This window comes from Streptomyces sp. HB132 (assembly GCF_016909575.1).
GTDB lineage: Bacteria > Actinomycetota > Actinomycetes > Streptomycetales > Streptomycetaceae > Streptomyces.
This window is the reverse complement of sequence record NZ_JAFBGA010000002.1, coordinates 560,247-586,801: the sequence shown is the minus strand read 5'-3', so window position 1 is coordinate 586,801 and position 26,555 is coordinate 560,247. Positions and strand designations below refer to the sequence as shown.

The window sequence follows — 26,555 nt, the reverse complement described above, 5'->3', positions numbered from 1 at the left end:
TTTCCAGAAAAAGCCTCCAGCCCGGTCGGGCGCCCGCACCGCGCACCGCGCACCGCGCGGCCGGTCACCCGCCACGAGGGCTAGGATCCGGGCCATGGCTCCGACCATGAACGACATGGAGCGGTTCGAGGCCTCCATGCCCCGCCTGAAGGCCATCGCCTACCGCTTCCTCGGCTCCGCGAGCGATGCCGAGGACGCCGTCCAGGACACGTACCTGCGCTGGCAGGCCGCCGACACCGGCCGCATCGAGGTCCCCGAGGCCTGGCTGACCAAGGTCCTGACCAACCTGTGCCTCAACCAGCTCACCTCGGCCCGCGCCCGGCGCGAGACCTATGTGGGCCAGTGGCTGCCCGAGCCCCTGCTCGCCGGGGACCCGATGCTCGGCCCCGCCGACACCGCTGAGCAGCGCGAGTCCGTGTCGTACGCGGTCCTCACCCTCATGGAACGCCTCACACCGAACGAGCGGGTCGTGTACGTGCTGCGGGAGGCCTTCGACTACCCGCACCGGAGGATCGCGGAGATCCTCGACATCACAGAGGCCGCCTGCCAGCAGATCTTCCACCGCGCCAAGAAGCACGTCGCGGAGGGCAGGACCCGCACCGAGATCGACGAGACCGCCGCCCGCCGGATCGTCGCCGAGTTCCTCACGGCCGCCGCCGGCGGCCGGACAGAGCCCCTCCTACGGCTGCTCACCGATGACGCCGTCTCGATCGGCGACGGCGGCGGAAAGGTACCGGCCCGCGCCACACCGTTCGAGGGCGCACTCGCGGTGGCCAGGTTCATGCGGGGCATGTTCACGCCCGGAAAGGCCAAGCGGGCCCTCGTGGGGGGCTCCCCCTCGGTCTACGCCGCGTCCGCCAACAACACCCCCGCCCTCGTGGTGGTCTTCGACGGCCGGGTCATCGCCGTCATGTGCCTGGAGATCACCGCCGACGGCATCGCCGCGTTCCGCAGCCAGGTCAACCCCGACAAGCTCGAGCGCGCGACTCGGCAGTGGGCGACCTCCGATCACGGGGAACCCCTGCTCATCCCCTTCTGACCACGACGTGACGTGCTTCACATCGTGGCTCTGTCAGGAAACGGGGACCTGTCCGGTTCAAGTGGCGAACCCGCGAGACAGGAGCAGGAAAATGAAGCACCGCATCATCGTCCTCGGAGCCGGATACACGGGAGCCGTAGCCGCCGGCCGCCTCGCCAGGCGCCTCCACCGCGAGGACGTCTCGATCACCCTCGTCAACGCCGAACCCGACTTCGTCGAGCGTGTGCGGATGCACCAGCTGGCGGTCGGCCAGGACCTCGAACCGCGGACCTTCGCGGAGATGTTCGCCGGCACCGGCGTCGAACTGAAGCTCGCGAAGGTCACCGGCGTCGACGTCGACCGCAGGACCGTCACCGTCAGCGCCCCCGGCGCGACCGACACAGAGGACCTGGAGTACGACAGCCTCGTGTACGCCCTCGGCAGCGGCTGGAACACCCAGGGCGTCCCCGGCACCGACGAGCACGCCCACGACATCACCGGGCGTCCCGGAGCGCTCCGCCTGCGCGAGCGTCTCGCCGGTCTGGACGCTGGTCAACCCGTGGTCGTCGTGGGCGGCGGCCTCACGGGCCTGGAGGCAGCGACCGAGATCGCCGAGGCCCGCCCGGACCTCGATGTCGCCCTCGTCGCCCGCGGCACGCTCGGCGACTGGCTCTCACCCAGAGGCCGCGGGCACGTGCGGAAGGTGTTCGCCGGGCTCGGCATCACCGTGCACGAACACACGGCAGTCACCGCCGTCGAGGCGGGACACGTCACCACGGCCGACGGCGAGAACATCCCGGCCGCGGCCACCGTGTGGACGACCGGCTTCGCGGTCCACCCGATCGCACGGGCGACCACCCTGGAAGTCACCGGCACGGGCCAGATCGTGGTCGACGGAACCATGCGCTCGCCCTCGCACCCGGACGTCTACGCCATCGGCGACGCCGCCATGGCGATGGGCCCCGGAGACAAGCCGCTACGGATGTCGTGCGCCTCAGGCGGCTTCACCGCGCTGCAGGCCTCCGACGCCATCGCGGCACGCCTGACCGGCGCGAAGCTTCCGACCGTGCCGATCCGCTACTTCAACCAGTGCATCTCCCTGGGACGCAGGGAAGGCCTGATCCAGTACGTCACCGCCGACGACCGCGCCGTCCGTGCGGCCCTGACCGGACGGCTCGCCGCCGTCTACAAGGAGCTGGTCTGCAAAGGCGCGGCCTGGGGGGTCGGCAACCCGACGTTCGGACTTCCGGTCCGGCGCCGCCGCGTGGTGCGGGAGCGAGCCGGAGCGACTGCGCCCGCCAAGGAGTCGGCCTGACCCGGCCGGCCCCGAGGCTCCGTCGCCCCGCGGTCGAAGTGAGCCGGCCCGGCCGTCCCGGCCCTGGCCATCGGGCGTGATGCCCCCTCACCCGTCAGCCTCACTCGGCCGGTTCCCCGGAGAGGAGCGGTACAGGTACCGCCACGGCGAAGGCGGAAAACGCGAGAGGCCCCCAGGATTTCTCCTGGGGGCCTCTGGCCTGCTGTGCACTCGGCAGGATTCGAACCTGCAACCTTCTGATCCGTAGTCAGATGCTCTATCCGTTAAGCTACGAGTGCGTGTCCTCGGCCTGGGCCTCGGTCCCGCTTCCCGGTTTTTTTCTCCCCGGTCGGCGTTGCGAGAACAACATTACATGACCTGTGCCGTGACGCGAAATCCATTAGCCAAACCGGGTCTGAGCTGCGAAAACGCCACTCTGGAGCAAGTTCGCGCAGCCAGGGAAGACCGAAGCCCCGTGCCGGGGGCACGGGGCTTCGGGATCCTGCGGAGGCGGAGGGATTTGAACCCTCGATGGGCTTTAAGACCCAAACCGCATTAGCAGTGCGGCGCCATAGACCGGACTAGGCGACGCCTCCAGCACACCTCGCGCAAGCGCGAGTGGTGCGTGCAGATGATGACACAGTCGAGCGCGCTGTCACCAATCGCCGCCCACGGTACTAGGCAGGTGGGCGGCGAGGCAAAGCGCCCTGCGGCGAGTGCTCCGGCCACCAGGCACCGCCAGTCCTCCCCTGCGCACCCGGCCGGGCACGGTTCCGGGCTTCCACCTCGTCCTCAGCCGACCACGCCGCGCGGGCTTCCACCGCAGACCCGGTCAGACGTTCGGAAGCCGCTTTTCCGGTCGGCCCCCCATGAGTTGCGCAACGTGCGGGCGTAAGGAGCGTTAGAGAGAACGAGGGCTCCGCCCTCCGCCCCGACACCCATGTCCCCGGCGCGCTCGCCCTCACCCGGCGCGCACCGGAACAGGCCGGCGCGCTCCAGGGCGCGCCAGAACAACAGGAGCCCCGCATGCTGCGCCGTCTCACCCTCACCGCCGTCGCGTCCCTCGCCGCGCTGTCCGCCGCCGCGCCCTTCGCCACGGCCGCGTCCCCCCTCGTACCGCTGCCCCCTCTCCCCCTGCTCCAGGGGGACTGGCCGGCGGCGCAGGACGCGAGGACCCGGCTCACCGTGACGGTCTCGGAGTCCGGGAACCCGGCGGCCGACGGGACCTTCGAGCTGGAGTGCGGCCCGGCGGGCGGCAGCCACCCCGCCGCGCAGCGTGCCTGCGACCTGCTGGACGAGGCCGCGGAGGCGGGGGACAACCCCTTCGTGGCCACGGACCGCAACGCCATGTGCACCCAGCAGGCCGGCGGACCGGCCGCAGCCCGGGTGCAGGGCACCTGGCAGGGGACCGACATCGACGCCCGGTTCAGCCGGGCCAACGGCTGCGAGATCTCTCGGTGGAACGATCTGGTGCCGGTGCTCCCCTCCGCGAGGTAACCGGTTCGGCCGCGGCGTGCGCCGGGACTCTGCCCGGGTGGGACGGCGCACCCGGGGGCGCGCGCAGGCCGCCTCCGGCGCCCGTTCAACCACGCTCCAGGGGCACTTCGGGCCGTCTGCGAACCCCTGTCGCGGCGCATCGACGCACGTCAGAGGGGGCGCTCACGCTCACGACATGGGCCCCCGGCGTACACCGTGTGCACAGAACCTTGGTGAGAGCTCCCCCTCATCCGCCGCCCGCCACGCGCTCCCTGCCTTTAGACTCCTCCAGTGACAGCCTGAGGCCCGAGGGGCAGGATGGGGCCCGCTGTCGGCAAGGTGCGGTATTCAGGGAGGAAGCGTCTCGTGAGCAGCAGGCCATCCCGAGGCGCTGCTCGCCTCGCAGCCATCCTCGACGCCCTCCCGGACGGGCTCCTGCTCGTCAACTGCAACGGCACGGTCGTCAACGCCAACACCATCGCGCTCGAGATGTTCGAGACCCCGGGCACCGCTCTCGTGGGACGTGGACTGCTCGATCTGCTTCCCGAGTTCGACTCGCGGCTGATCCCGGGGTCGATGCGCACGCCGGACGCCGCGGACGAGCAGGGCAGGACGAAGCCGACGCGGATGATCGCGCGCCGGACGGACGGCACCGACTATCCCGTCGAGGTCACCAGTGCCTCCCTGGACAGCGGTCAGGCCGGATACAACGACATCCACTCCAGCTTCACCGGCGACGAGCTGCTCATGCTCGTCGTACGGGATCTCTCCGGCACGGTCGACACGGAGGCCGAGCTGGCCCGTTCGCAGCGCCAGACCGAGATGATCCTGCGGGCCGCCTCGGAGGGTGTCGTCGGCACCGACACGGACGGCCGGGTCGTCCTGGTCAATCCCGCCGCCGCACAGATCCTCGGTTTCCGCGCCAGCGACCTCGGCGGCCAGGAGCTGCACCCGCTGATCCTGCACTCCCGCGCGGAGGGCGGCCCGTTCCCGTACGAGGAGTCGCCGCTCGCCGACACCCTGAGGTCCGGCCGCAAGCACCGGGTGCGCGGGCAGGTGCTCTGGTCCAAGAGCGGTGCCCAGGTGCCGGTGGACCTGACGACCGCGCCGGTGCGCGACGGGGACCAGCTGGTCGGCGCCGTCATGACGTTCACCGACCGCAGGCCGTTCGAGGAACTGACACAGCAGCACACCGGTGAGGTCTCCGGGCTGGCCGAACGGCACGCCGCCGAGATCGCCGAGCTCACGGAGAGCCACCGGAGCGAGGTCGCCGCGCTCACCGAGAACCACCGTGCGGAGGTCGCCGAGCTCACCGAACAGCACGCGGCCGAGAGCGCGGACCGGACCGAGCGGTACGCCTCCGAGCTGGAGGAGCAGAGGGAGCGCCTCACCGGCCTCGACGCGCGGCACACCCAGCTGACGGCCGTGCTGGGCGAGTCCTTGCGTGGGCCGCTGGAGGAACTGCGCGGCGAACTCTCGGCCCTCGCGGCGGACCCGGCCGGTCAGCTCTGGCCCGAGGCCAACCAGATCCTGCACCACCTGGCTGCCGGCTACGCGCGCATGACGACGCTCGTCGACAACGTGCTGAGCTACCAGCGCCTGGACACCGGCGCCGAGGATCTCGTCAAGCAGCCGGTGCTGCTCGACGCCGTGGTGACCGCGGGCATCGACGGCGCGGTCGAGCTGATCGGCCCCGGGCGTGCGCAGTTCGCGGTGCACGCACCGCCGATCGAGGCCGAGGTCGATGCGAGCCGGCTGATCACGGCACTCGCCCACCTCGTCGCCGACGTGGCCGGTGTCGACTCGACCGGCAAGGCCCGGCCGGTGCCCGGCGGCGGTTACGTCGACTCCACGGTCGTCGTGGCCGCGGCGCAGCGCGGTGACGTCGTACGCATCGAGGTGCGTGGGCCGTTCGCCGGGGGCGACCCGGTGCATGTGCCGATCGTCCGCGGGATCGTACGCGCGCACGGCGGTGTGCTCCAGACCCACGAGATGCCCGGCATGAGCGGCAGCGCGTACGTCCTGGAGGTGCCGCTCGGCACGGGCTCCGGGACCGTCGCGCCCCAGCCGCTCCCGGTGGCCGAGGGAACCGCCGTACCGGTGGCCGAGGAGATCGCCGTACCGGGGGCCGAGGAGGTCGCCGTACCGGAGCCCGCTCCCCAGGGCGGCCGCCGCCGCGCGCGCCGGGCGTCGACGGACGCGTTCCTGGACGGCCCCGCCGACGCGGAGGCGGACGCTCCGGAGTCCGGCGACACCGCGGCGGCGGAGCCGACCGGACGGCGCCGGGCACGCCGTGATTCCACACCCCCGCAGGAAAAGCAGCAGGAGGAGGAGCTGACCCAGCCTCAGCGGAGCGAGGGCTCCGGTCGCAGGCGCGGCCGGCCCAGCCCCGCGGAGTCGGGCGCGACAGCCCCGGCGGAGCAGCCCCGGCAGGCGCTGGCGCTCCCCGCGGCGGCCTCCGCCCCCTCGGAGGGATCCGTGGTCACGGCGGCCGAGGGTGCGCAGGGGGGTGGCGGACGCCCTCAGCGCGGACAGACGGTGCCGCCCCAGGGCGTTCCGCAGAACGCCTCCGGACGGACCGGTCAGCAGGGCGGCGGCCGGCCCGCGCTGCCCGCCCTCGCCTCACCCGAGGCTCCGGGTCAGCAGGCGCAGCAGCCCGGAGGGCGACGGGCCCGCCGGGCTCTCGCCGCGGCGCAGGAACGCGCCGCGGCGGCCGAGCCCACGGGGCCGCGTACGGCCTTCGCGCTGCCGCCCGCGGCGGCGGACCGGATCCCGCCGGTGGCTCCGGGTTCACCTGTCGTGGCACCGTCCGCGGGCAGCCCGGCCGCATCCGCCCCGCAACCCGTCCCCGCACCGGCCCCGCCCCGGCCCGTGCCCTCGGGCGCGCAGCCGGTCACGGCCGGGGACGATTCGCTGCCCGAGCGCCACGACGCCGTACGGACCGTGCCGGACGCGGATCACACCCCGCCGCAACCGCACCCCGCGCCGTCCGGCCGCCGACGGGCACGGCCCTCGGATGCTCCGGAGCCGGTGGCCCGCCCGGGCCACCCCGTTCCGGGCCAGCCGCTGCCCGCCGTTCCTCCGCAGCCCGACTGGGCGCAGAGCGGTGGCCCGGCGCAGGAACAGGCCGCACCGGCTCATGAGGACGACACGGATCCGGCCGGTGACGGGCCCTGGGCCGGATCGGCCGGCACCACCCACACCACGGGCACCATCGCCGCTCCGGCCGGCCCCGCGTCCGCGCCGGCTTCCGCCTCCGCGCCGGAGCCGCACCCGGCCGACACCGACGCGCCGGCACCCGTCCCTGACGCACGGCGCCAGCCGTTGCCCGCCGAGGCGCCCATGCCGGCATCCTCGGACTCGACCCAGGGCCGCGCGTTCAGCGTGCGGACGCTGGGTCAGGGCGTGCCCTTCGCGCAACACCTCGCGCACCAGCAGAACCAGACGCTCGGGGGTGCCGGCCGGCGCCGTAAGCTCACTGCCCCGCCCGAGGCCGAGCACCCGGCCCCGCCCGCCATGGCTCCCGCGCCTCCGCAGCCCGCTCCGGTCCCCGCGCCTCCGCAGCCCACGGCGCAGGCGCAGGGAAACACGGTGCAGGGCAGCGGGTCCGGCCGGCTGATGTCTGCTCCCGCGTCCGAGGGCCGTTCGTACGCGATAGGGGCCCCCGACGAGGGAGCCGAGGGGCCTGAGCCGCTGGACGGGCCCGGGGGCGCCGTAGAGGTGGCCAACCGGCCGCAGCCGCAGCCCGTCGACGACGAACTGCCTCCGGAGCCGCTGGACAACCCGCGCCGGCTGCTCGTCTGGCCGGCGCCGGACGTCTCGACGCAGCAGGCCCTCAGCGACCGCGGCTACCGTCCGGTGATCGTGCACTCCCGCGAGGAGGTCGATGCCCAGATCGCGGCGTTCCCCGCCGCGCTGTTCGTCGACCCGCTGACCGGGCCGATCACCCGTACGGCGCTGCAGTCGCTGCGTCAGGCGGCGGTTGCGGCAGAGGTCCCGGTGCTGGTGACGGCCGGTCTGGGGCAGGCGACCAGGGAAGCGGCCTACGGTGCCGACCCGGCCGTGCTCCTCAAGGCGCTCGCCCCGCGCGACAGCGACCAGCATCCGCCGAGGGTGCTGGTGATCGAGGAACACGAGGAGATCGCCCTGGCGCTGACGGAGACGCTGGAGCGGCGCGGCATGCAGGTGGCACGGGCGGCGGGTGACAGCGAGGCGGTCGACCTCGCCACCCGGATGCGTCCGAATCTGGTGGTGATGGACCTGATGCAGGTACGCCGCCGCCGCGCCGGAATCATCGACTGGCTCCGTGCGAACGGCTCGCTGAACCACACGCCGCTGGTCGTCTACACCTCGGCAGGCATGGAGGAGGCGGACCTTCCGAGGCTCGCTTCCGGCGAGACGGTGCTCTTCCTCGCCGAGCGCTCGACGAGCGACGAGGTGCAGTCCCGGATCGTGGATCTGCTGGCGAAGATAGGGACGAACTGACGCTCCCCGACGAAGGGGGCGGGCGCCTACGACGAGGGCGGTACGGGTGTTCCCGTACCGCCCTCGTCGTGTGCCGCCCGAACCCAGCCCTCGGACGCCCTGCCCGGCCGCCGTCGGCACGGGGCAGGGCCCCTCCGGGGCGTCGCGGCTCAGAGCTGTGTGATGTCCAGCTCGCCGTCGGCGTACTGCCTGCGGATCACCTTCTTGTCGAACTTGCCCACGCTCGTCTTCGGCACCGCCGGGACGATCGTCCAGCGCTCGGGCAGCTGCCACTTGGCGACGGACTGGGCGAGGAAGGTCCTGAGCGCCGCGTAGTCGGCGGTGGCGCCCTCCTTGAGGACGACGGTCGCGAGGGGACGCTCGCCCCACTTCTCGTCGGGGACCGCGACGACCGCGGCCTCGGCCACATCCGGGTGCGCCATGATCGCGTTCTCCAGGTCGACACTGGAGATCCACTCACCGCCGGACTTGATGACGTCCTTGGCACGGTCGGTCAGCGTGAGGTACCCCTCCCCGCTGATCACGCCGACGTCCCCCGTCCGCAGCCAGCCGTCCTCGCTGAACTTGTCCTCGGGACGCAGGTCCTCGCCGTGCGCACCGCCGTAGTACGCACCGGCGATCCAGGGGCCGCGGACCTCCAGCTCCCCCGCCGACTCGTTGTCCCACGGCAGGTGTTCGCCTCCGGGGCCGGTCAGCCGCGCCTCGACACCGGCCGGGAAGCGGCCCTGGGTGATGCGGTACGGCCACTCCTGCTCCTCGGTCAGCCCTGCGGGCGGGTTGGACATGGTGCCGAGCGGCGACGTCTCCGTCATGCCCCAGGCGTGACAGAGGCGGACACCTAGCTTGTCGTACGCCTCCATCAGGGAGGGCGGACAGGCGGCGCCGCCGATGGTGACACTGGCCATGGAGGAGAGGTCGCGCGGGTTGGCGGTGACCTCGGCCAGCAGCCCCTGCCAGATCGTGGGGACGGCGGCGGCGTGCGTCGGGCGCTCCTTCTCGATCATGTCGGCGAGCGGGGCCGGCTGCAGGAAGCGATCGGGCATGAGCATGTTGACGCCGGTCATGAACGTCGCGTGCGGCAGCCCCCACGCGTTCACGTGGAACTGCGGCACCACGACAAGGGTCGTGTCCTTGTCGGTCAGACCCATCGACTCGGCCATGTTGACCTGCATGGAGTGCAGGTAGATGGAGCGGTGGGAGTAGACGACGCCCTTGGGGTCCCCGGTGGTCCCGGACGTGTAACACATGGCCGCCGCCTGGCGTTCGTCCAGCTCGGGCCAGGCGTAGGAGGTGGGACGGCCCGCGATCAGCTCCTCGTACTCGTGCACCCGGGGCGTGATGCCGTCGAGCGCGGAGCGGTCGCCGGGGCCTGCCACCACCACGTGCTCGACGGAGGGCAGGTGGGGAAGCAGCGGTGCCAGCAGCGGGAGCAGGGAACCGTTGACGAGGACGACCTTGTCGTCGGCGTGGTTGACGATCCAGACCAGCTGCTCGGCGGGGAGCCGTAGGTTGAGCGTGTGCAGTACGGCGCCCATGGAGGGAATCGCCAGATACGCCTCGACGTGCTCGGCGTTGTTCCACATGAGGGTCGCGACGCGCTGGTCGCCCACGACGCCCAACTCGTCACGCAGAGCGTGCGCCAGCTGCGAGGCGCGCCCGCCGATCTCGGCGAAAGTGCGCCGTTGCGGCTCCGGCTCGCCGGTCCAGGTCGTCACCTGCGACTTCCCGTGGATGGTCATCCCATGGGTCAGGATGCGGGTCACAGTCAGCGGTACGTCCTGCATGGTGCTCAGCACGGCGTCCTCCCGGTGGGCGCTACGCGGCAGTAAGGGTGCGTTGATTCTGCTCACATACCAAGCGGTATGTCACTACTCCCGGGAGTACGAATCGATGTCGGCCGGCAGATCCGGGCGCAGGACGGACTGAGGGGCGACTGCGGGGCGGTGCCCGAAGGGGCCTGGTCACCGGGCTCCCGGGGCCGGGCCGCCGGTAGCGGGGGCCTCGGTCACCGGACCGGGGTGAGCTCCGGATCCTCGCGGAGCTTCCCGAGCGCACGCGACACCGCGCTCTTGACCGTCCCGACGGTCACCCCCAGCACCTCGGCAGTCTGGACCTCGCTGAGGTCTTCGTAGTACCTCAGGACGACCATCGCACGCTGCCGGTCCGGGAGCTTGAGCACGGCCCGCCACATCGCGTCGTGCAGCGACTGCCGCTCGGCCGGGTCCGGCGCGGGCGGGGCCTCCTTCTCGGGGAGCTCCCCGCAGGCGAACTCGTCGACCTTGCGCTTGCGCCACTGCGAGGTCCGGGTGTTCACCAGTGCGCGGCGGACGTACCCGTCCAGCGCCCGGTGGTCCTCGATCCGCTCCCAGGCGACGTAGGTCTTGGTGAGGGCGGTCTGCAGCAGGTCCTCGGCGTCGCTCGGATTCGCGGTGAGTGACCGCGCGGTGCGCAGCAGCACGGGGCCCCTGGCCCGCACGTACGACGAGAACGACGGATAACGGCGGTGTCCGGCGGTGGCAGCGACCGCCCTGGAGGCGCCGGTGCAGACTGGCGTGGTCATTCCTCCACGCTAGGAGCGGGCGCGGACGAGGGGATCGGCCCCAGGTCCCGAAGCCACGTCCGCCTCAGGTTGTAGGCGCCCGGCGGGGCCGACCTCCTGAAGGTGGAGGAACAGCGCACCCGCCTCAGGGTCCGCACCTCAGGGCCCCGCTCCGGGAAACAACCCGGCACGGCGCGGGAGCGGCCCGCGCGGGAGCGGCCGTGGCCACCGCCGCACGGGCCCACCCCTCTCAGCTCACCAGAGCGGTGTGAAGTTGACCGCGATGATGTCCGTGGACTGGTCGATCACCGTGAAGGCCGATCCGGTCACCTGGGCGGAGTTGCTGTGGTTGGACGCGCCGAGACCGACGGCCTGCTGCTGCGACGTGGACGAATTGCCGGAGTTGTTCCCACCGACACCACCGGACCCGATGGTCGCCACCGCCGCGTTCGATCCGTCCTTCGCGAACGAACCGTTGTCGGCCATCGCGACCCCTCCGAACAAGGCGGCGGCAAGAGGCAGAGCGGCGACGACGGCGAGGGCGCGAGCGGTACGGATACTTGCCATGTCAATTTCCTCCAGGAACCGAAGATGCGGCTTGGTACGGCTGGTTCCGAAGCAGTTGGCCGACCGCCTCGGTGCTGGTCACGACGTCGCGGGAGCAAAACTTCCCCTCGCATCCCCGGCGAACCGCCCATGCTGCGCGATTCCCTCGCACGTATGACGAACCCCCGGTAAACCCCGCAGAGAAGGGGCACTCCACCCCGAGCAGACCTCCCCCCTTCCCTTTCTCGAACATCTGTACGAAAATAGCTCCATGGCCACCACCGACAGGCAGACCGCCACCCTGGCCCTGGCCCACGCGCTCTCCGCCGCCGAACGCGGGCTCCCCGTCTTCCCGCTGTCCGCCACCAAGCTCCCCGCCCTGCGCTCACCTCACCGCGACGAGAGGGCGCCCGTGCACTGCCGGGGCGCCTGCGGGCTGCCCGGTCACGGGGTCCACGACGCCACCACCGACCCGGCCGCGGTCCGCGCCCTCTTCGCCGCAGCACCCAGGGCAACCGGCTACGGCATCGCCTGCGGCCGACCGCCGCACCGTCTGATCGGCATCGATCTGGACATCGACACCGATCACGGCAACGACTCCGTGGCCGCGCTCCAACACCTGGCCCTCCAGCACCTGTTCACCATCCCCGCCACCGTCACGGTGCTCACGCCCAGCGGAGGCCGACACCTCTGGCTGACCGGCCCGTCCGGCGCCTCCGTGTCCAACTCCGCAGGCCGCCTCGCTCCCGGAATCGACGTGCGCGGGGCGGGCGGCTACCTCGTCGGCCCCGGATCGGTCACGACCCACGGCCGTTACCGGCTCGCCCCCGGTACGGCCCACCTGATACCGGCTCCCTGCCCCCGCGGCCTCCTGCGCCTGCTGACGCCCCGGCAACACCCCGCCCACCCCGCCGGCCGGACGCCCCCCGCCCGGCAGGGTCAGGGACTGGTCCAGTTCGTACGGGAGGCACACGAGGGCCAGCGCAACACCCGCCTGTTCTGGGCCGCCTGTCGCGCGTACGAACACGGCTTCGGCGACGACCTCGCGGAGGCGCTCACCGACGCGGCGATGCGCACCGGCCTCACCGAACAGGAGGCCCGCGCCGCGATCGCCTCCGCGGCACGCCTGACCACCCCGCGCCGGACACCCTGACCCCGCGCTCCTCGTCGCCCCTTCCCTCGGTGGGGCATGACGGAGTCTCCCGTGGAGCAGCTCCGGCGTGGACCCGACGAAGGTGGGCCACGGCCTCACAGCACTTCTCCGCTTCTACGCAAGGCTCACGAAAAGGTCAGCAGCTCCGGGGGACGATCTGATTGAGAAGGGGCTGAGTCGGCGGCCGAGTTCGAGAAGCCGACCCGCAGAGGGCCGTTTCGACCTGGCCGTATGGACCGCACACCGCTCGGCGGATAACCTCGGGCGCTTTACGGGCGACGCTGACGATAACGACGCCCGCGCCGGACAGCCGATCGGGGGCCGTGAGAAGCGGTGGATGCCGGGAAAACCAGAAGGATGGTGTTGTCAGCAGGGTGTTCACATCGGGCTGGTGACGATGGCCCCACACCGATCCCGTGACACATTCCCGCTGAGAATACTCGGAGACGCAGCGGCCTGGAGCAGAACTGTTTTCGTGAAGGCCCCTACTGATATCGGCGGGGCCTTCACTCATCTCCGGGTTGCCGCGGCTGGAGGGTGGCTGCCACACGTCCGGGCGGCCTTAGTCAGCAGAGGAGTTCCCCAAGATTCGCCTCGTATTCCTGCATTTCTTCTGCCGTGGTGCCCGCCTCCTTCAGGCTCCGCATCACCGCCGCCGTGTCACCACACAGCCTGAGACGCTGCTGCTTGACATGAGACTCGCCCCCTTCGGCCGGCAACTGTTCCCACATCCGTTTGGTGTCCTCATTCTTCTCGCGCGTATAGGAGAACTCGACCCACTCTCTCTCCCGATCCGTCAGACGGGAAGTTTCGATCGGACCACTCCCTCCACATGAGACTGTCACAAGAACACATGCCGCTACGAGATATATGTACGCCTTCTTCACAAATTCCCCCTCTGTAGACCAGCAGGGTCGCATGTTATCGCACGCCCATATCACCCATTCGAATATGTGCCCCTCAAGGACACACCGGAAAACAAGTCGTGGATTCCAGTTGTCGGATTCGTCTTTCTGGTTCGAGGAGATTCGAGGAGACCAGAGAGGGTCGAGGCGCCGAAGAGAAGCGCCCTCATTTGCTCGGCCAGGTTCTCATCCACGCACAGCGAGACACCTGTCTACGTACACCTGGCTAAGCCGAAGCCCGAAGGCCTCGCCGGTCCGAATGCCCCGCCGGTCCGAATTCCCGCAGAGGCGAGGAGCTCGATGGGGAGATCACTCGGTGCGGAGCCCCCTGAACGATGCGCCGGGCTTCCAGCAGAGTCGGAATGTGCGGCTAAGTCTGTAGCCGAGATGTCCGCCGGTGCGAGCCGCGGTTGAGGCAGTCGGTACCGTGCAGCTCTCGGAGCGAACAACGGCAAGGGGCAGCATGGGCAAGAACGGGCTGCATCAAGACTTCCGGGTTGGCGACGTTCTACGAGTGAGCTGCCCGCCGGCGCAGGGCCGAGTGGTCGACGTGTTCCCATTCGACGTCGCCGTCGAGTGGCCATGGGCCCAGATCGATCCACAGTCTCAGTTCAGGTGGAACGGCCAGAGGGCCTTCGCGACGGACCCCGACTCCCCGGACTGGACCACGAGTCTGTTCAAAACCGACCCTGAGCCATGGAAACTGCACGCCGGTGACAGCTGCCTCGTGGGCATGCCCGAGACGCTGGTGCGGATCACCGGTATCCACCGCTGCGAGCCTCCACAGGATGTGGGCTGGCTCCCCCGCCCTCACACGATGCTCGGCGTAGTGCCGGCCGACTACCCCGGCGAGGCTCTTTCCGAGGACGACGTGGACACGATCTACCTCGATTCAGCGGCACCCGTGACGATCGAGCTGGTGTCTCGGGGCTGACCCGGACGTGCCCTTCACGTGCCGGATCACGCGGGATCTGACCGGGACCCGCGGAGCAGATGACCCAGAAGACGCGAACGGCCCCTGACCGGAATCGCTGGTCAGGGGCCGTTCTGCTGCGGTGGGTGTGGGATTTGAACCCACGGTGACTCGCGCCACGACGGTTTTCAAGACCGTTCCCTTAGGCCGCTCGGGCAACCCACCCCGCGTCGGCGCCGCGCCCCGGTGGCCCGGGGACGGCTCGATGCGTGGAACAGCCTAGCCGGTCAGCTGTCGCCCTTGCGCTCGCCCAGGGTGAGTTCGGCTGTCGCCGTCTTGCCGTCGCGCTTGTAGGTGAGCGTCACCTTGTCACCCGGCTTGTGGGTCCAGATCTCGCCGATCAGCGTCGGGCCGCTCTCGACCACCGTGTCGTTGAACTTGGTGATCACGTCGCCCGCCTTCAGCCCTGCATCGGCCGCAGGGCCGTCCGGAGTGACGGCGGGGGTGCCGCCCGCGCCCTCTTCCGAGATCACCGCGCCGCCCGTCTTCTCCTCCATCGTCACCGTCGCACCGATCACCGGGTAGACGGGCTGGCCCGTCCTGATCAGCTGCTCGGCGACGTTCTTCGCCTGGTTGACCGGGATGGCGAAGCCCAGGCCGATGGAGCCCGCCTGGGACTGGCCGACGCCGCCGCCGCTGGTGGACTGGATGGCCGAGTTGATGCCGATGACGGCACCGCCCGCGTCCAACAGCGGTCCGCCCGAGTTGCCCGGGTTGATCGAGGCGTCGGTCTGCAGGGCGCTCATGTAGGAGTTCTTGTTGCTGGAGCCGTCACCGGAGGCGACCGGGCGGTCCTTCGCGCTGATGATGCCGGTGGTGACCGTGTTGGACAGACCGAACGGTGCGCCGATCGCGATCGTGGAGTCACCCACCGCGACCTTGTCGGAGTCGCCGAGGGCGAGCGGGGTCAGTCCGTCCGGAGCGTTCTTCAGCTTCAGCACGGCCACGTCGTAGCCCTGGGCCCGGCCGACCACCTCGGCGTCGTACTTCTTGCCGTTGGAGAACGTCGCGGTCAGCTGGCCGCTGTCCGCCGCGGAAGCCACCACGTGGTTGTTCGTGAGGATGTGGCCTTCCTTGTCGTACACGAAGCCGGTGCCCGTACCGCCCTCGCCGTCACCGGACTGCGCGTCGATGGTGACCACGCTGGGCAGCGCGCTCGCCGCCACACCCGCGACCGTGCCCGCCTCGCGCTTGAAGTCCTTCGGACTGTTGGAGGCCGCGACGGTGGTCGACCCGGACGAGGAGCCGGAGTCGTTGCTGTCGGCGGCCCAGTAGCCGAGGGCCCCGCCGACGCCGCCCGCCACCAGCGCGGCCACCGCCACTGCGGCGACCAGACCGCTCGCCCGGCGCTTGCGCGGAGGCTCGGGATCGGAGGGCACCGGGGCTCCCCAGGTCGGAGAGGAGCCGCCGCCGTCCGCGTACGAGGGGACCGCCGGAGGGGGCGGCGGCCATCCGGCCGAGCCGGCCGGGGGCTGCTGCGGCGACGGCGGCGTGTACGGGTGCTGCTCGTGGGCGGCGGCCGGGGCGGCGCCGTCATGGTGCGCCCGGCCGGTGCCGTCGTGGTGTGTGGCCGCCGGAACCTGGGCCGTCGGCGCGTCCGCGGGAGCGGCGGGCGGTGCCTCCGGCGCGGGCGGACCTCCCTGTGGGGTGCCCTCGGGAGCGGCAGCCGGCACGGGAGGTGCGGACGGAACAGACGGTGCGGACGGAACCGCGTTGCCCTCGTTGCCCTCGTTCTCGGTGCTCACAGCTCTTTACTCCTCGGTTCCACTCGGCGTTCGGCAAGAGATCCGCTGTGCAGTGTCTGCAGTCAGCTTTTCCCACAGCACGTCAGGCCACTGTAAGCAGGACCTGTGCATCCGCACACCATTCCTTACATCAGGCAAAACGGTCCTACGCAACAAGCTGTCCGCCCCGGGCGTCTCCCGGTGACACGATGACGCGGTGACCCACGCACGCCTACCCTCGCACCGGCCTCCCATCCAGGTCATCGCCCACCGCGGGGCGTCGGACGACGCCCCCGAGCACACCCTGGCCGCGTACCGCAAAGCCATCGAGGACGGGGCCGACGCCCTGGAATGCGATGTGCGTCTCACCGCGGACGGTCAGCTGGTCTGTGTCCACGACCGCAGGGTGAACCGCACGTCGAACGGCCGGGGAGCGGTCTCCGCCCTGGAACTGGCCGATCTCGCCACCCTCGACTTCGGTTCCTGGAAGGACCACGAGGAGTCGCCGGACTGGGACCCCGTGCCGGGTGAGCTCACGTCCGTACTCACCCTGGAACGGCTCCTCGAACTGGCCCACGACGTCCGGGCGGCCGGTCGACCGCTCCAGTTGGCCATCGAGACCAAACACCCCACGCGCTGGGCAGGACAGGTCGAGGAGCGCCTGCTCCACCTGCTCAAACGGTTCGGTCTCGACACTCCGCCGCCGGAGGGTCCGTCGCCGGTGCGCGTCATGAGCTTCTCCGCGCGGTCCCTCTACCGCGTCCGGGCCGCCGCCCCCACCCTGCCCACCGTCTTCCTGATGCAGTTCGTCTCGCCGCGACTACGCGACGGGCGGCTCCCGGCCGGGTCCCGGATCGCCGGTCCGGGGATGCGGATCGTACGCAACAACCCCGGGTACATCGAGCGACTGCACCGTGCGGGGCACCGGGTGCACGTATGGACGGTGAACGAGCCGGCGGACGTCGAGCTCTGTGTACGCCTCGGGGTGGAAGCAATCATTACCAACCGCCCGAAACAGGTTCTGTCGCAACTCGGTCGCTCTTAATATCAGTTACAGGGGGTGCACCGGCGCATTCACTCCGCAATCGATCGTTACGAGTGCATCACTGACAGGGCTTTGGCCGGTTTCCGGCGCAGTCCAGGAGGGCATCCAATCCGTGGCGTGGGGCAAAGGAGGTCTCGGGGGTGGCGTTTGTGGTGGCACAGGAAGTGCCGACGTCGTCGAGCATGGCCGTACCCCATGGCCCTGCGGGCGTGGGGCAGGCGCGACACCGTATGCGCGAACAACTGCGCAGCAACGGAGTCTCGGACACCGTGGTCGACGACGCCGTGCTGATCCTTTCCGAACTCCTCAGTAATGCCTGCCGGCACGGCAGGCCGCTGGGGCAGCACTCGGAGGTGGGTGACGGCGACATCCGCGCCGCATGGCGTGTGGACAGAAGAGGCGACCTGACCGTGGAGGTCACCGACGGCGGCGGGCCGACGAGGCCGGTCCCGTCCACCCCGTCCGTCACCGCGCGTGGCGGGCGTGGGCTCAACATCATCAGCGCCCTCGCCCGGGAGTGGGGCGTCCGGGACGACACCGTCGGTGAGGTCACCGTCTGGGCGCTGGTCTCCGCGGACCACGGGCACGGCGGCTTCACGACCGCGGGTCCCGCCCCCGCGAGGTCCGCCCGCCGCGAACGGCCCGGGCTGAACGGACTGGACGGGCTCCGCGGTATGAGTGGATTCGGCTCGCTCGACGGACTGGAGCTCACCGACGTGCTCAACGCCTTCGACGACGCGGGCTGAGAGCGCCACGGGCACGCGGCACGACGGAGCGGGCCGCGAGGGCGCCGAGGCAGGTGTGCACCGGCGATGGCGGGGACGGCTAGGCTCGCGCCCGAGACCGCACTGTCGCAATCGGGAGACGCCCACCATGGCCAAGAAGCGCCCTCAGACCAAGGCCGGGAAGCCGCAGCTCAAGGACGGTGAGATTCCGGTCGTAGGGGCCCGCGAGCCCTGCCCGTGCGGTTCGGGCCGCCGTTACAAGGCGTGTCACGGACGCGCCGCCGCCCACGCGGTGACCGAGCTGGTCCAGCGCCCCTTCGAGGGAATCGCCGGGGAGTGCGACTGGGTCGCCCTGCGGGAGCTGGTCCCGGCCGCCACCGTCGAGCTGACGTTGAAGGGCGGACTTCCCGAGGGCGTGCCGTCCGTGTCGCTCGCGACCGTGCTGCCGATGGCCTGGCCCGCGCTGCGCCGCGACGACGGTTCCGTCCTGCTCGCCCTGCAGAACGACACCTCGTCGGGCGACCTCAGCCGCGATCTCGCGGACACCCTGCAGCGTGCGTTGGAGGCCGACCCCGGTTCGCCGGTCGCCGCCCGCCGGGTGCCCGCCGACGGCCCGCGCCTGCAGGACGTCCTCGACCCCGCGGCCGTCTTCGAGCCGGTCGTGCACTCCGGATTCGAGTTCTGGGTCCCTGACGCGGAGAACGCCGCGGCGGAGGTGTCCGCCTCCCTCGAGCGCGCCAACGCGGCGGCCATCCCCACCACCCGGCTCTCCGGCGTGGACGCGGCCTACTGGTGCGAGACTCCGGAGAAGAACCACCTGCGCTGGGTCATGCCGCACCCGGAGGAGCAGCTCCTCGACGCGCTCGCCCGGCTGCACGCGGCGGGCACCTCCTCGCTCGGCGAAGGAACCCGGCTGGTGGGCTCGTTCCGCGCCCACGGGCTGATGGTCCCCGTCTGGGACCTGCCGAGCGCGATGGGGGCCGAGGAGTGCGAGAAGCCCGCGGCGCAGTTCGCGGAGCGGCTCGCGGAAGCCCTCGCGTCGGACGCTCCGCTGACGGGCGAGGAGCGCCGGGCGCGCGGTGGGCTCACCAACCGCCAAGTGACGCTCAGCTGACAGTGACGAGCGCCGACGCGCGACGGTGACTCCCGTCACAACTCCCCGTACTCGTCGGTAAATCACTGTCCGAATAGGCGAGATCGAATTTGCTAACGGCAGATCTCTTGTTACGGTTCTGGAAGTCCGGTCGCTGGTGCATCCCCCGTCGCCAGCGGCCGGACGCCCCCGTTTCCGGGCCCGTACGGCCGGGAGGCGCACGCCGGAGCACTCGGCGCGTCGGCGGCCTGCGGCGACAGCCCGGCCCCACGCCGACGCCTCACCCTCGCGCATCCCTCCCGCCACTGGTCCGCGCCCGTCCGCACCCCTTGCATCCCTGCGTAAGGCACGGGTTCCGCCATGCTCCGGGGCCCGGCGCACGCCGGGCCTCAGGACGCACCGGGCGTTCGCTTTCGGACAGAAAATCGAGAGGCCCGCCGCGCCGGGAATGGGCTCACAGCACCTGGAGACATTCACTCCGGCATCACCGCGCACACCGATTCCACGAACTGCGAATAGGCAGTCGGAAAGCCTGGACCCATGGTTTTTCCCAGGATGCAATTGCACCTGCCCGGTACGCGCCTGATCGCACGGTATACGGGCGGCCCCACTTCCCGTGGACGAGTGAGCCGCAACCCCACGTAACCGCGCGCGGTGCGTAGCCGGCCGCTCAGTACGTGAGGCGGCTGCCGCCGTCCGGGGCGCCGTTGCTCGCCTCGACGAGCGCGTCCAGGACCGACTCCACATCGGGGAGCCACGGCGTGGCGTTCCCGTCCGCCGGCGCGCGCTCCCAGCGCACCTGACCCGCATCCGCCTCATACGGCGGCAGAAGGAGATAGCCGCCCTCGCCGTGGAACCGCAGCGAGCTGGGCACCCGGTCCTGGGCGTGCAGCAGTTCGCCGAGCCGCTCCAGGGAGTAGGGGGCGACCAGCAGCGACCACCTGGTGGGTGTGGCCACCACGGGGCCGAGCCTCAGCCCCATGCCGTCGAGCGCGGTGAGCGCCCGGGATCCCGCGACGGCAGGGAGACTCAGAGCGCAGGGCGCCCGGCCGCCGGTGGCCAGGACGACGGGGGCGGTGGGCCGGTTGGTCCACCACCAGCGCACCATGCGTTCGTCGGTGGTCGCCGCGAGGAGACCGGGGTCGAGGGGATGTGCGCCGGGCACGGCGCACTCGGGGTCGTGACACGCGCAGCCGGGGCCGCGCTCGCCACGGACGGCTCCCGCCGCGAGCCCCGCTCCGGGGAGCACGGGCCATTTCCGCAGGGTGGCACAGGTCAGCGCCGCGTCGAGCTGGGCGGAGCTTCCCTTGCGCCGGGGCCTGCGTCGCCTTCCGAGGATCTCGCGCATGAGCGCTCGTTCCTTTCCGTTGAACGCCGAGGTCCACATCACACACGCACCCGTTACGCCACGTGTGTGTCTCTTCGCTGTACGTGCTCGCTCATCAGGTCTGCGGTACGGACGGGTAGTCGGTATCGCGCGTGAGCCGAGCAGAGCAGAGTGGAACCGAACAGAGTGGGGCTGAGCCGAACCGTGTTGAACCGAGCCGAGTTCAGTCAAAACATCGCGCGGTCGGCGTGCGCGTCGCGCGTGCCGTCCCTTGTGCAACCCCGCAACTCGGGGGTGGGCGGGCGTCCGTCACCAGTGAGGACGCCCGGGCTCGCTGTCGGGTTCCGGGGCGATCACAACCGCCCCCGGTCATCCACGATTACGTACCCAGCATGCCCGGGATGACGCTCCCTCCGGCATTTCACCCCGAGGGCGCCCCCTGTCGAGCGCACCCAGTCGACCGCAAAATGCGGCCCGGGGGTGCATTTTCCGGCCAAGTTAACTGCCTCATGGACACCATAAATACCGTGAGGACAATACTGGACATGACCTCAGTTGTGCGTGTACATGTGGGTGCGTGTACATGTGGTTGCACCGATAGCGGCGCGGAACGACATGGGGGTTTGCGATGCTATTCGACACAACGCACCTGTCGGTAAGCCGACTGCCATGAGCGCCCCCCACCCTCCGAAAGTGGCTGGAATCGATCCCATGGTTCCTGTTTCAACGCACACTGCAGCGCCTGCGGACGGCCCTCCCTTCGCGCCGGGAGCCTTCATCCAGGACCGGCTGGCCGGCTGGGTCTCCGACCTCACCACGCTCCACGAACTCACCGAACGGCTGGCCGCGACCAGCACCCTGGACAGCGCCCTTCGCGAACTCCTGGGCGCCGGGGCGGCCCTGGTCGGAGCCGGACGGGGGCTCCTCGTCCTCGAACCTGCCGACGGCGGCGGGCCATCCCGCACGATCGGGCTCGGCCTCGCCCACGCCGAGCTGGGCCACATCGAGACGGTGCCCCGCAGCGCGACCGCGTACGGCCGTTTCCTGGACGGCTTTCCGGATTCCGACAGCCCCCGGGCCAGCCCCGACATCCTCGGCAACACCGGCCTGGACCCCCGCTGCCGCGAGGTCGCCGCCCGGCTCGGATACGCCGCGAGCTACGCACAGCCCCTCGCCACCGAAAGCGCAGGCCGGCTGGGGGTGGCCGTCTGGCTGTACGACGAACCGGCCGAACCGCTGGAACGCCAGTGCCATCTCGTCGGGGTGTACGCCCGCTACGCCGCCGAGCACCTGGCCCGCCTGCGCGAGCTGGAACGCGCCAGGTCGGAGGCCGCGGCCATCGCCGAGGAACTCCTCCCCGACCGACTGCCCAGGATCCCGGGAGTGCGGCTGGCGGCCCGGCGCCGGGCCGGGCCCGCCGGCGGCGGTGACTGGTACGACGCGCTGGCCCTGCCCGACGACGCGCTCGGCCTGGCCGTCGGCTCGGTCGGCGGCTCCGGACCCGCCGCCCTTGCCGCGACGGGCCGGCTCCGCGCCGGTCTGCGCGCCTACGCCGTGATGGAGGGAGAGGACCCCGTCGCCGTGCTCTCCGATCTCGAACTGCTGCTGAGGCTGACCGAACCGGCCGGCGCGGCGACCGCTCTCTTCGCGTACTGCGAGCCCGGCCGGCGCACGATCCTGCTCGCCGGTGCCGGGCACACCCCACCGCTCGTGACCGGCGAGCGGCGCACGGAATTCGTGGAGACGACCGTCTCCGTCCCGCTGGGCATGCTCTCCTGCTGGGAGGCGCCGAGCGTGGAGTTCACGCTCCGCCCCGGCGAGACCGTGCTGTTCTACACCGACGGACTGCTGCGCCTCACCGGAGACACCACGGACCGGGCGTTCGCGCGGCTGCACTCGGCGGCAGCCGGTGTACCGAAGGTCCTGCGCCAGGACCCCGGAGCCGTCGCGGACCACATCCTGAGGGCCGTCCTGCCCGACGGCGCGGCCCGCGGCGACGGCGCCGAGGACGTCGCCCTGCTGGCCGCGCGCTTCGACTGAGCCGGCCGACGGCAGCGACGCGGGCCGCGTCGGAACCGTCACGGGTCTTCCCGCACCGGGCCCCCTTCCGTACGCCCGTACGATGAGAGGGCCCAGTGTCGTACAAGGAGGACATAACGTGTCTGAGGAGCTCGCCCCGGAGACCCCGGAAACAGCAGAAGCAGAGCCGGTCAAGCAGCGGAAGAACGGCCTGTACCCGGGCATTTCCGATGAGCTCGCCGAGAACATGGCATCAGGCTGGGCCGATACCGAGCTGCACGGCCTGGAGCCGATCGCCCAGGCCTCGCACACCGCCGCCCGCCGCGCCGCGCTCTCCGCGCGCTTCCCCGGCGAGCGGCTCGTCGTTCCCGCGGGCAACCTGAAGACCCGCTCCAACGACACGGAGTACGCCTTCCGCGCCTCCACCGAGTACGCGTACCTCACCGGCGATCTGACACAGGACAGCGTCCTGGTGCTCGAGCCGGCCGACGACGGGCACGAGGCGACGGTCTACCTGCTGCCCCGCTCCAACCGTGAGGACGGCGAGTTCTGGCTGGACGGCCAGGGCGAGCTCTGGGTCGGCCGCCGCCACTCCCTCACCGAGGCGGAGCAGCTGCTGGGCATCCCGGCGAAGGACGTCCGCGAGCTCCCGGCCGCGCTGACCGAGGCGACCGGCCCTGTGCGCAACGTCCGCGGACACGACGCGGGCATCGAGGCCGCTCTCACCGACAAGGTCACCGCGGAACGCGACGAAGAGCTGCGCGTCTTCCTCTCCGAGGCCCGCCTGGTCAAGGACGCCTTCGAGGTCGCCGAGCTCCAGAAGGCCTGCGACGCCACGGCGCGCGGCTTCGAGGACGTCGTGAAGGTCCTCGACAAGGCCGAGGCCACGAGTGAGCGCTACATCGAGGGCACCTTCTTCCTGCGCGCACGCGTCGACGGCAACGACATCGGCTACGGCTCGATCTGCGCGGCAGGCCCGCACGCCACCACGCTGCACTGGGTCCGCAACGACGGCGCGGTCCGCTCCGGCGAGCTCCTGCTGCTCGACGCGGGCGTGGAGACCAACGAGCTCTACACCGCCGACGTGACGCGGACACTTCCCATCAACGGAACGTTCTCGCCGCTGCAGCGGAAGATCTACGACGCGGTGTACGAGGCCCAGGAGGCGGGCATCGCGGCCGTGAAGCCCGGCGCCGCCTTCCGCGACTTCCACGACGCGGCGCAGCGGGTGCTCGCCGAGAAGCTGGTCGAGTGGGGCCTGCTGGGCGACCTGTCCGTGGAGAAGGTCCTGGAGCTGGGCCTGCAGCGCCGCTGGACGCTGCACGGCACCGGTCACATGCTCGGCATGGACGTCCACGACTGCGCCGTCGCACGCACCGAGTCGTACGTCGACGGCACCCTGGAGCCGGGAGTCTGCCTGACGGTCGAACCGGGACTCTACTTCCAGGCCGACGACCTGACCGTGCCCGAGGAGTACCGGGGGATCGGCGTCCGTATCGAGGACGACATCCTCGTGACCGAGGACGGCAACCGGAACCTGTCCGCCGCGCTGCCGCGCCGGTCCGACGAGGTCGAGGCCTGGATGGCCCGGCTCAAGGGCTGACCCGGCAGACCGCGCCACGCGCGGCCGGAGGGCGCGCTGCTCAGGACACCATGAGCAGCGCGCCCTCCCGCCATTTCAGGACCTTGTCGAAGCTGACCACCGCACCGCGTCCCGGCCGGTTGCCGAAGTGGACGTGGTCGGCGAGCTCCTCGATCAGGCAGAGCCCGCGGCCGCTCTCAGCCATGGCCGGAGGGTGCGCGGCGGTGCGCGTGTGCGAAGGATCGCCCGCCGGGTGAGCGGCGGACGGGTGCGGGTCCGGCGGATACCCGACGGATGACGGTGCGGCGGTGCGAAGCGTGCGCCGGGCGGAGAATCCGGGGCCCGAGTCGGCGACTTCGATACGGCACTTCTCGCCGTCCAGATAGGCGGTGACCCGGTACTGCCCGCAGGCTTGTCCGGACGATCCGTCTCCGGCGGAGGCGGGACCGGCGCCATGGACCTCGTCCGCGTCCCGTCGGGCACCGCCGTGCTCGACGGCGTTCGCACAGGCTTCGCTGAGTGCGACGGAGAGGTCGTAGGAGATGTCCGGGTCCACCCCCGCGGTCTCCATGGTGCCGAGCAGGAAACGACGGGCGAGCGGAACGCTCGCGGCTTCGCGCCGCAAATGGAGTGACCACCACATGCTCATGCTCCAGCCTCCTGGCTGCGGCTCGACATACCGTTACGTATTGCCGCAACGGACGCTCCGTAAGCACGGATCCGCTGTGACAGCGCTCATTCGGCGGATGCGGATATTCCGCTCGCCGGTGTATGACGGGCCCGGAACAGGTACCCGGAGCATCCGGGCAACGGCCTCGGAGCAGCCATGAACAGGTGCAACACCCCCTGATCACCACCTGATGGGGACGGATGCCGACCTTCCGGACCTGCCGTACCGGGACCGGGGGCACAGTGGGATGATGACCCGGCCATGTCTATGCCTGTCGCACGCGCCGGAGCCGGTATGCGGCTTTTGAGGACCGCGGTGTTCACCGCGGTCTGCGTCGTGCTCGCAGCCGCCGGGCATGGCCTTGCCGCCGGCGCGGGTGTGCCCTGGTGGACCCTGCTGGCCGGCTTCGCCGGAGTCTTCGTCGTCGCGGCGGCGCTCGCCGGACGTGAGCGGACCCTCCTCCCGATCAGCGCCGCCCTCGTGGGCGGGCAGTTGGCCCTGCACGTCCTCTTCGGACTCGGGCGGCACACCGCGGCCACCGCGACGGGATCGGGTGACGACTCCCTGATCCGCTTCGCCGCCGGGCTGGTGTGCGGTGCCGGACCCGCGCAGCTGAGCGCCGGTGAGGCGCACCGCATCGTGACGACCGCGGGACTGGACCCCGCCACCGTGGCCCAGGGACACACACACCTCGCGTCCGGCGCGACGGCCGCTCCGGACGTCGCCTCCGGCGCGGACCCGACGGCGCTGGCCACGATGATGTCCGGCCTGCCCAGCCTGCCCATGTTCCTGGGGCACCTGCTGGCCGCACTCGTCACCGGCTGGCTGCTTCGCCGGGGCGAGATCGCGCTGTTCCGGCTCGCCAGGATCTCGGCGCAGGGCGGCCTCCGGCTCGCGGCCGTGGCCAGGCTGCGCGCACTGCGTGCCGCGATGGCACTCGTACGCGCCCTGCGTGCGGGCCTTCCGGGGCGGCCCACGACCGGGCCGCGTCCTCTCCGCAGCGCCGTCGACGCTCCCGCTCCGGCCGCCGGGGACCCTCTGCAGCACATGGTGATCAGGCGCGGGCCGCCGCCCGTATACGTACGCGCAGCCTGACGCGACCCCTCCGCCGGGAACACGGTGACGAGGTGGTCGTGATGCCGACGTGCCTCCGCGCGCCGGACCACCTTTCCCTCATGACCTGTGGAGTGATCCCTGCCATGAACGTTTCCCGTATCGCCCTCGCCGGCGGCGTCGCCGCGTCCACCGTCCTGCTGCTCGCCGGTACCGCCTCCGCGCACGTCAGCGTGCAGCCGCAGGGCGAGGCCGCCAAGGGTGGCTACGCGACCGTCAACTTCAAGGTCCCCAACGAGCGCGACGACGCCTCCACCGTGAAGCTCGAGGTCAACTTCCCCACGGACCACCCGCTCGCGTCCGTCAGCCCGCAACCGGTGGCCGGCTGGAAGATCGACGTCACCAAGAGCAAGCTGGCCGAGCCGCTCGACGTGCACGGCAAGAAGATCAACGAAGCCGTCTCCAAGGTCACCTGGACCGCGGAGGGTGACGGCATCGAGGCGGGCTACTTCCAGCAGTTCCCGCTCTCCGTCGGCCAGCTGCCCGAGGACGCCGACCAGCTCGTCTTCAAGGCGCTCCAGACGTACAGCAACAAGGAAGTCGTCCGCTGGATCGAGGAGCCCACCGAGGGCGGCGAAGAGCCCGAGAGCCCTGCCCCCGTGCTCGCGCTGACCGCCCCGTCGGCCGGCGCACACGGTGCAGCCGCCCCGGATCACAAGGACAGCGAGGCGGCGGAGACGAAGCAGACGACGGCGTCGTCGGACGACGCCTCCTCCTCCGGCACGGACAGCACGGCCCGCGTCCTCGGGATCGTCGGCATCGTCGTCGGTGTGGCGGGGGTCGCGTTCGGCGTCCTCGCGGGCCGTCGCCGCAGCGTCTGACGCCACCGACTCCACCACCCGCATTCCACAGATCAGGAATCAGCTCT

Annotated in this window: 20 protein-coding genes and 3 tRNA genes; 13 read left to right on the top strand and 10 right to left on the bottom strand. The window is 71.1% G+C overall.

Going from position 1 to position 26,555, the window contains the following annotated elements; all coding sequences use genetic code 11:
* The first annotated feature begins 94 nt into the window (after nucleotides 1–94).
* Together JOC24_RS06910 and JOC24_RS06905 are read left to right on the top strand one after the other, a co-directional pair.
* The gene (locus tag JOC24_RS06910; protein WP_205019202.1) at nucleotides 95–1,039 is read left to right on the top strand and encodes an RNA polymerase sigma-70 factor; all 945 of its coding nucleotides are present in this window, start codon (nucleotides 95–97) and stop codon (nucleotides 1,037–1,039) included.
* 91 nt (nucleotides 1,040–1,130) lie between these two features.
* Nucleotides 1,131–2,333, top strand: a complete 1,203-nt coding sequence (locus tag JOC24_RS06905) for an NAD(P)/FAD-dependent oxidoreductase (protein WP_205019201.1) — start codon at nucleotides 1,131–1,133, stop codon at nucleotides 2,331–2,333.
* Nucleotides 2,334–2,538: 205 nt separating this feature from the next.
* Here JOC24_RS06905 and JOC24_RS06900 read toward each other — a convergent pair.
* Together JOC24_RS06900 and JOC24_RS06895 are read right to left on the bottom strand one after the other, a co-directional pair.
* Nucleotides 2,539–2,611, bottom strand: a tRNA-Arg gene (locus tag JOC24_RS06900).
* Between the two features lie 206 nt (nucleotides 2,612–2,817).
* Nucleotides 2,818–2,908 (bottom strand) — tRNA-Ser (locus tag JOC24_RS06895).
* Between the two features lie 430 nt (nucleotides 2,909–3,338).
* Here JOC24_RS06895 and JOC24_RS06890 point away from each other — a divergent pair.
* Together JOC24_RS06890 and JOC24_RS06885 are read left to right on the top strand one after the other, a co-directional pair.
* Nucleotides 3,339–3,809 (top strand): SSI family serine proteinase inhibitor, encoded by a 471-nt coding sequence (locus tag JOC24_RS06890; protein WP_205019200.1) that lies wholly within the window; start codon nucleotides 3,339–3,341, stop codon nucleotides 3,807–3,809.
* A gap of 345 nt (nucleotides 3,810–4,154) precedes the next feature.
* Nucleotides 4,155–8,273 carry a hybrid sensor histidine kinase/response regulator gene (locus tag JOC24_RS06885; RefSeq protein ID WP_205019199.1) on the top strand — a complete coding sequence of 1,373 codons (4,119 nt, stop codon included), beginning with the start codon at nucleotides 4,155–4,157 and terminating at the stop codon, nucleotides 8,271–8,273.
* Nucleotides 8,274–8,422: 149 nt separating this feature from the next.
* On the opposite strand, the gene JOC24_RS06880 is transcribed toward JOC24_RS06885, so the two are convergent.
* The 3 genes from JOC24_RS06880 to JOC24_RS06870 form a co-directional block, all read right to left on the bottom strand.
* Nucleotides 8,423–10,069 carry a long-chain fatty acid--CoA ligase gene (locus tag JOC24_RS06880; protein WP_205019198.1) on the bottom strand — a complete coding sequence of 549 codons (1,647 nt, stop codon included), beginning with the start codon at nucleotides 10,067–10,069 and terminating at the stop codon, nucleotides 8,423–8,425.
* Between the two features lie 209 nt (nucleotides 10,070–10,278).
* Nucleotides 10,279–10,833, bottom strand: a complete 555-nt coding sequence (locus tag JOC24_RS06875; protein ID WP_205019197.1) for a SigE family RNA polymerase sigma factor — start codon at nucleotides 10,831–10,833, stop codon at nucleotides 10,279–10,281.
* A gap of 234 nt (nucleotides 10,834–11,067) precedes the next feature.
* Nucleotides 11,068–11,379: a hypothetical protein gene (locus tag JOC24_RS06870; RefSeq protein WP_205019196.1), complete on the bottom strand. Its 312-nt coding sequence runs from the start codon at nucleotides 11,377–11,379 to the stop codon at nucleotides 11,068–11,070.
* Nucleotides 11,380–11,629: 250 nt separating this feature from the next.
* Between JOC24_RS06870 and JOC24_RS06865 the strand changes: the two genes are divergently transcribed.
* On the top strand, nucleotides 11,630–12,511 hold the full coding sequence (locus JOC24_RS06865; RefSeq protein ID WP_205019195.1) for a bifunctional DNA primase/polymerase: 882 nt from the start codon (nucleotides 11,630–11,632) through the stop codon (nucleotides 12,509–12,511).
* 566 nt (nucleotides 12,512–13,077) lie between these two features.
* On the opposite strand, the gene JOC24_RS06860 is transcribed toward JOC24_RS06865, so the two are convergent.
* A complete protein-coding gene (locus tag JOC24_RS06860) occupies nucleotides 13,078–13,398 on the bottom strand; it encodes a hypothetical protein (RefSeq protein WP_205019194.1) in 321 nt (106 codons plus the stop codon).
* A gap of 481 nt (nucleotides 13,399–13,879) precedes the next feature.
* On the opposite strand from JOC24_RS06860, the gene JOC24_RS06855 reads away from it, so the two are divergent.
* On the top strand, nucleotides 13,880–14,350 hold the full coding sequence (locus JOC24_RS06855; protein ID WP_205019193.1) for a hypothetical protein: 471 nt from the start codon (nucleotides 13,880–13,882) through the stop codon (nucleotides 14,348–14,350).
* Between the two features lie 119 nt (nucleotides 14,351–14,469).
* Here the strand turns inward: JOC24_RS06855 and JOC24_RS06850 are convergent.
* Together JOC24_RS06850 and JOC24_RS06845 are read right to left on the bottom strand one after the other, a co-directional pair.
* A tRNA-Ser gene (locus JOC24_RS06850) sits at nucleotides 14,470–14,554 on the bottom strand.
* A gap of 62 nt (nucleotides 14,555–14,616) precedes the next feature.
* Nucleotides 14,617–16,134, bottom strand: a complete 1,518-nt coding sequence (locus tag JOC24_RS06845; protein WP_205019192.1) for a S1C family serine protease — start codon at nucleotides 16,132–16,134, stop codon at nucleotides 14,617–14,619.
* Between the two features lie 196 nt (nucleotides 16,135–16,330).
* Between JOC24_RS06845 and JOC24_RS06840 the strand changes: the two genes are divergently transcribed.
* From JOC24_RS06840 to JOC24_RS06830, 3 genes are all read left to right on the top strand, one after another.
* Entirely contained in the window at nucleotides 16,331–17,158 is an 828-nt protein-coding gene (locus JOC24_RS06840) for a glycerophosphodiester phosphodiesterase (RefSeq protein WP_205019191.1), read from the top strand.
* A 140-nt stretch (nucleotides 17,159–17,298) separates the two neighbouring features.
* Nucleotides 17,299–17,904 (top strand): ATP-binding protein, encoded by a 606-nt coding sequence (locus JOC24_RS06835; RefSeq protein ID WP_374104478.1) that lies wholly within the window; start codon nucleotides 17,299–17,301, stop codon nucleotides 17,902–17,904.
* Nucleotides 17,905–18,031: 127 nt separating this feature from the next.
* Entirely contained in the window at nucleotides 18,032–18,997 is a 966-nt protein-coding gene (locus JOC24_RS06830) for a DUF5926 family protein (RefSeq protein WP_205019190.1), read from the top strand.
* Between the two features lie 649 nt (nucleotides 18,998–19,646).
* Here JOC24_RS06830 and JOC24_RS06825 read toward each other — a convergent pair.
* Nucleotides 19,647–20,324: a bifunctional DNA primase/polymerase gene (locus JOC24_RS06825; RefSeq protein WP_205019189.1), complete on the bottom strand. Its 678-nt coding sequence runs from the start codon at nucleotides 20,322–20,324 to the stop codon at nucleotides 19,647–19,649.
* 594 nt (nucleotides 20,325–20,918) lie between these two features.
* Here JOC24_RS06825 and JOC24_RS06820 point away from each other — a divergent pair.
* Complete coding sequence (locus tag JOC24_RS06820; protein WP_205019188.1) at nucleotides 20,919–22,343, top strand: PP2C family protein-serine/threonine phosphatase; 1,425 nt, start codon at nucleotides 20,919–20,921, stop codon at nucleotides 22,341–22,343.
* 118 nt (nucleotides 22,344–22,461) lie between these two features.
* Complete coding sequence (locus JOC24_RS06815) at nucleotides 22,462–23,925, top strand: aminopeptidase P family protein (RefSeq protein ID WP_205019187.1); 1,464 nt, start codon at nucleotides 22,462–22,464, stop codon at nucleotides 23,923–23,925.
* A 40-nt stretch (nucleotides 23,926–23,965) separates the two neighbouring features.
* On the opposite strand, the gene JOC24_RS06810 is transcribed toward JOC24_RS06815, so the two are convergent.
* Nucleotides 23,966–24,553 (bottom strand): ATP-binding protein, encoded by a 588-nt coding sequence (locus tag JOC24_RS06810; protein WP_205019186.1) that lies wholly within the window; start codon nucleotides 24,551–24,553, stop codon nucleotides 23,966–23,968.
* A 282-nt stretch (nucleotides 24,554–24,835) separates the two neighbouring features.
* Between JOC24_RS06810 and JOC24_RS06805 the strand changes: the two genes are divergently transcribed.
* Nucleotides 24,836–25,669 (top strand): hypothetical protein, encoded by an 834-nt coding sequence (locus tag JOC24_RS06805; protein WP_205019185.1) that lies wholly within the window; start codon nucleotides 24,836–24,838, stop codon nucleotides 25,667–25,669.
* A 104-nt stretch (nucleotides 25,670–25,773) separates the two neighbouring features.
* A complete protein-coding gene (locus tag JOC24_RS06800; protein WP_205019184.1) occupies nucleotides 25,774–26,508 on the top strand; it encodes a YcnI family copper-binding membrane protein in 735 nt (244 codons plus the stop codon).
* Nucleotides 26,509–26,555 lie beyond the last annotated feature (47 nt).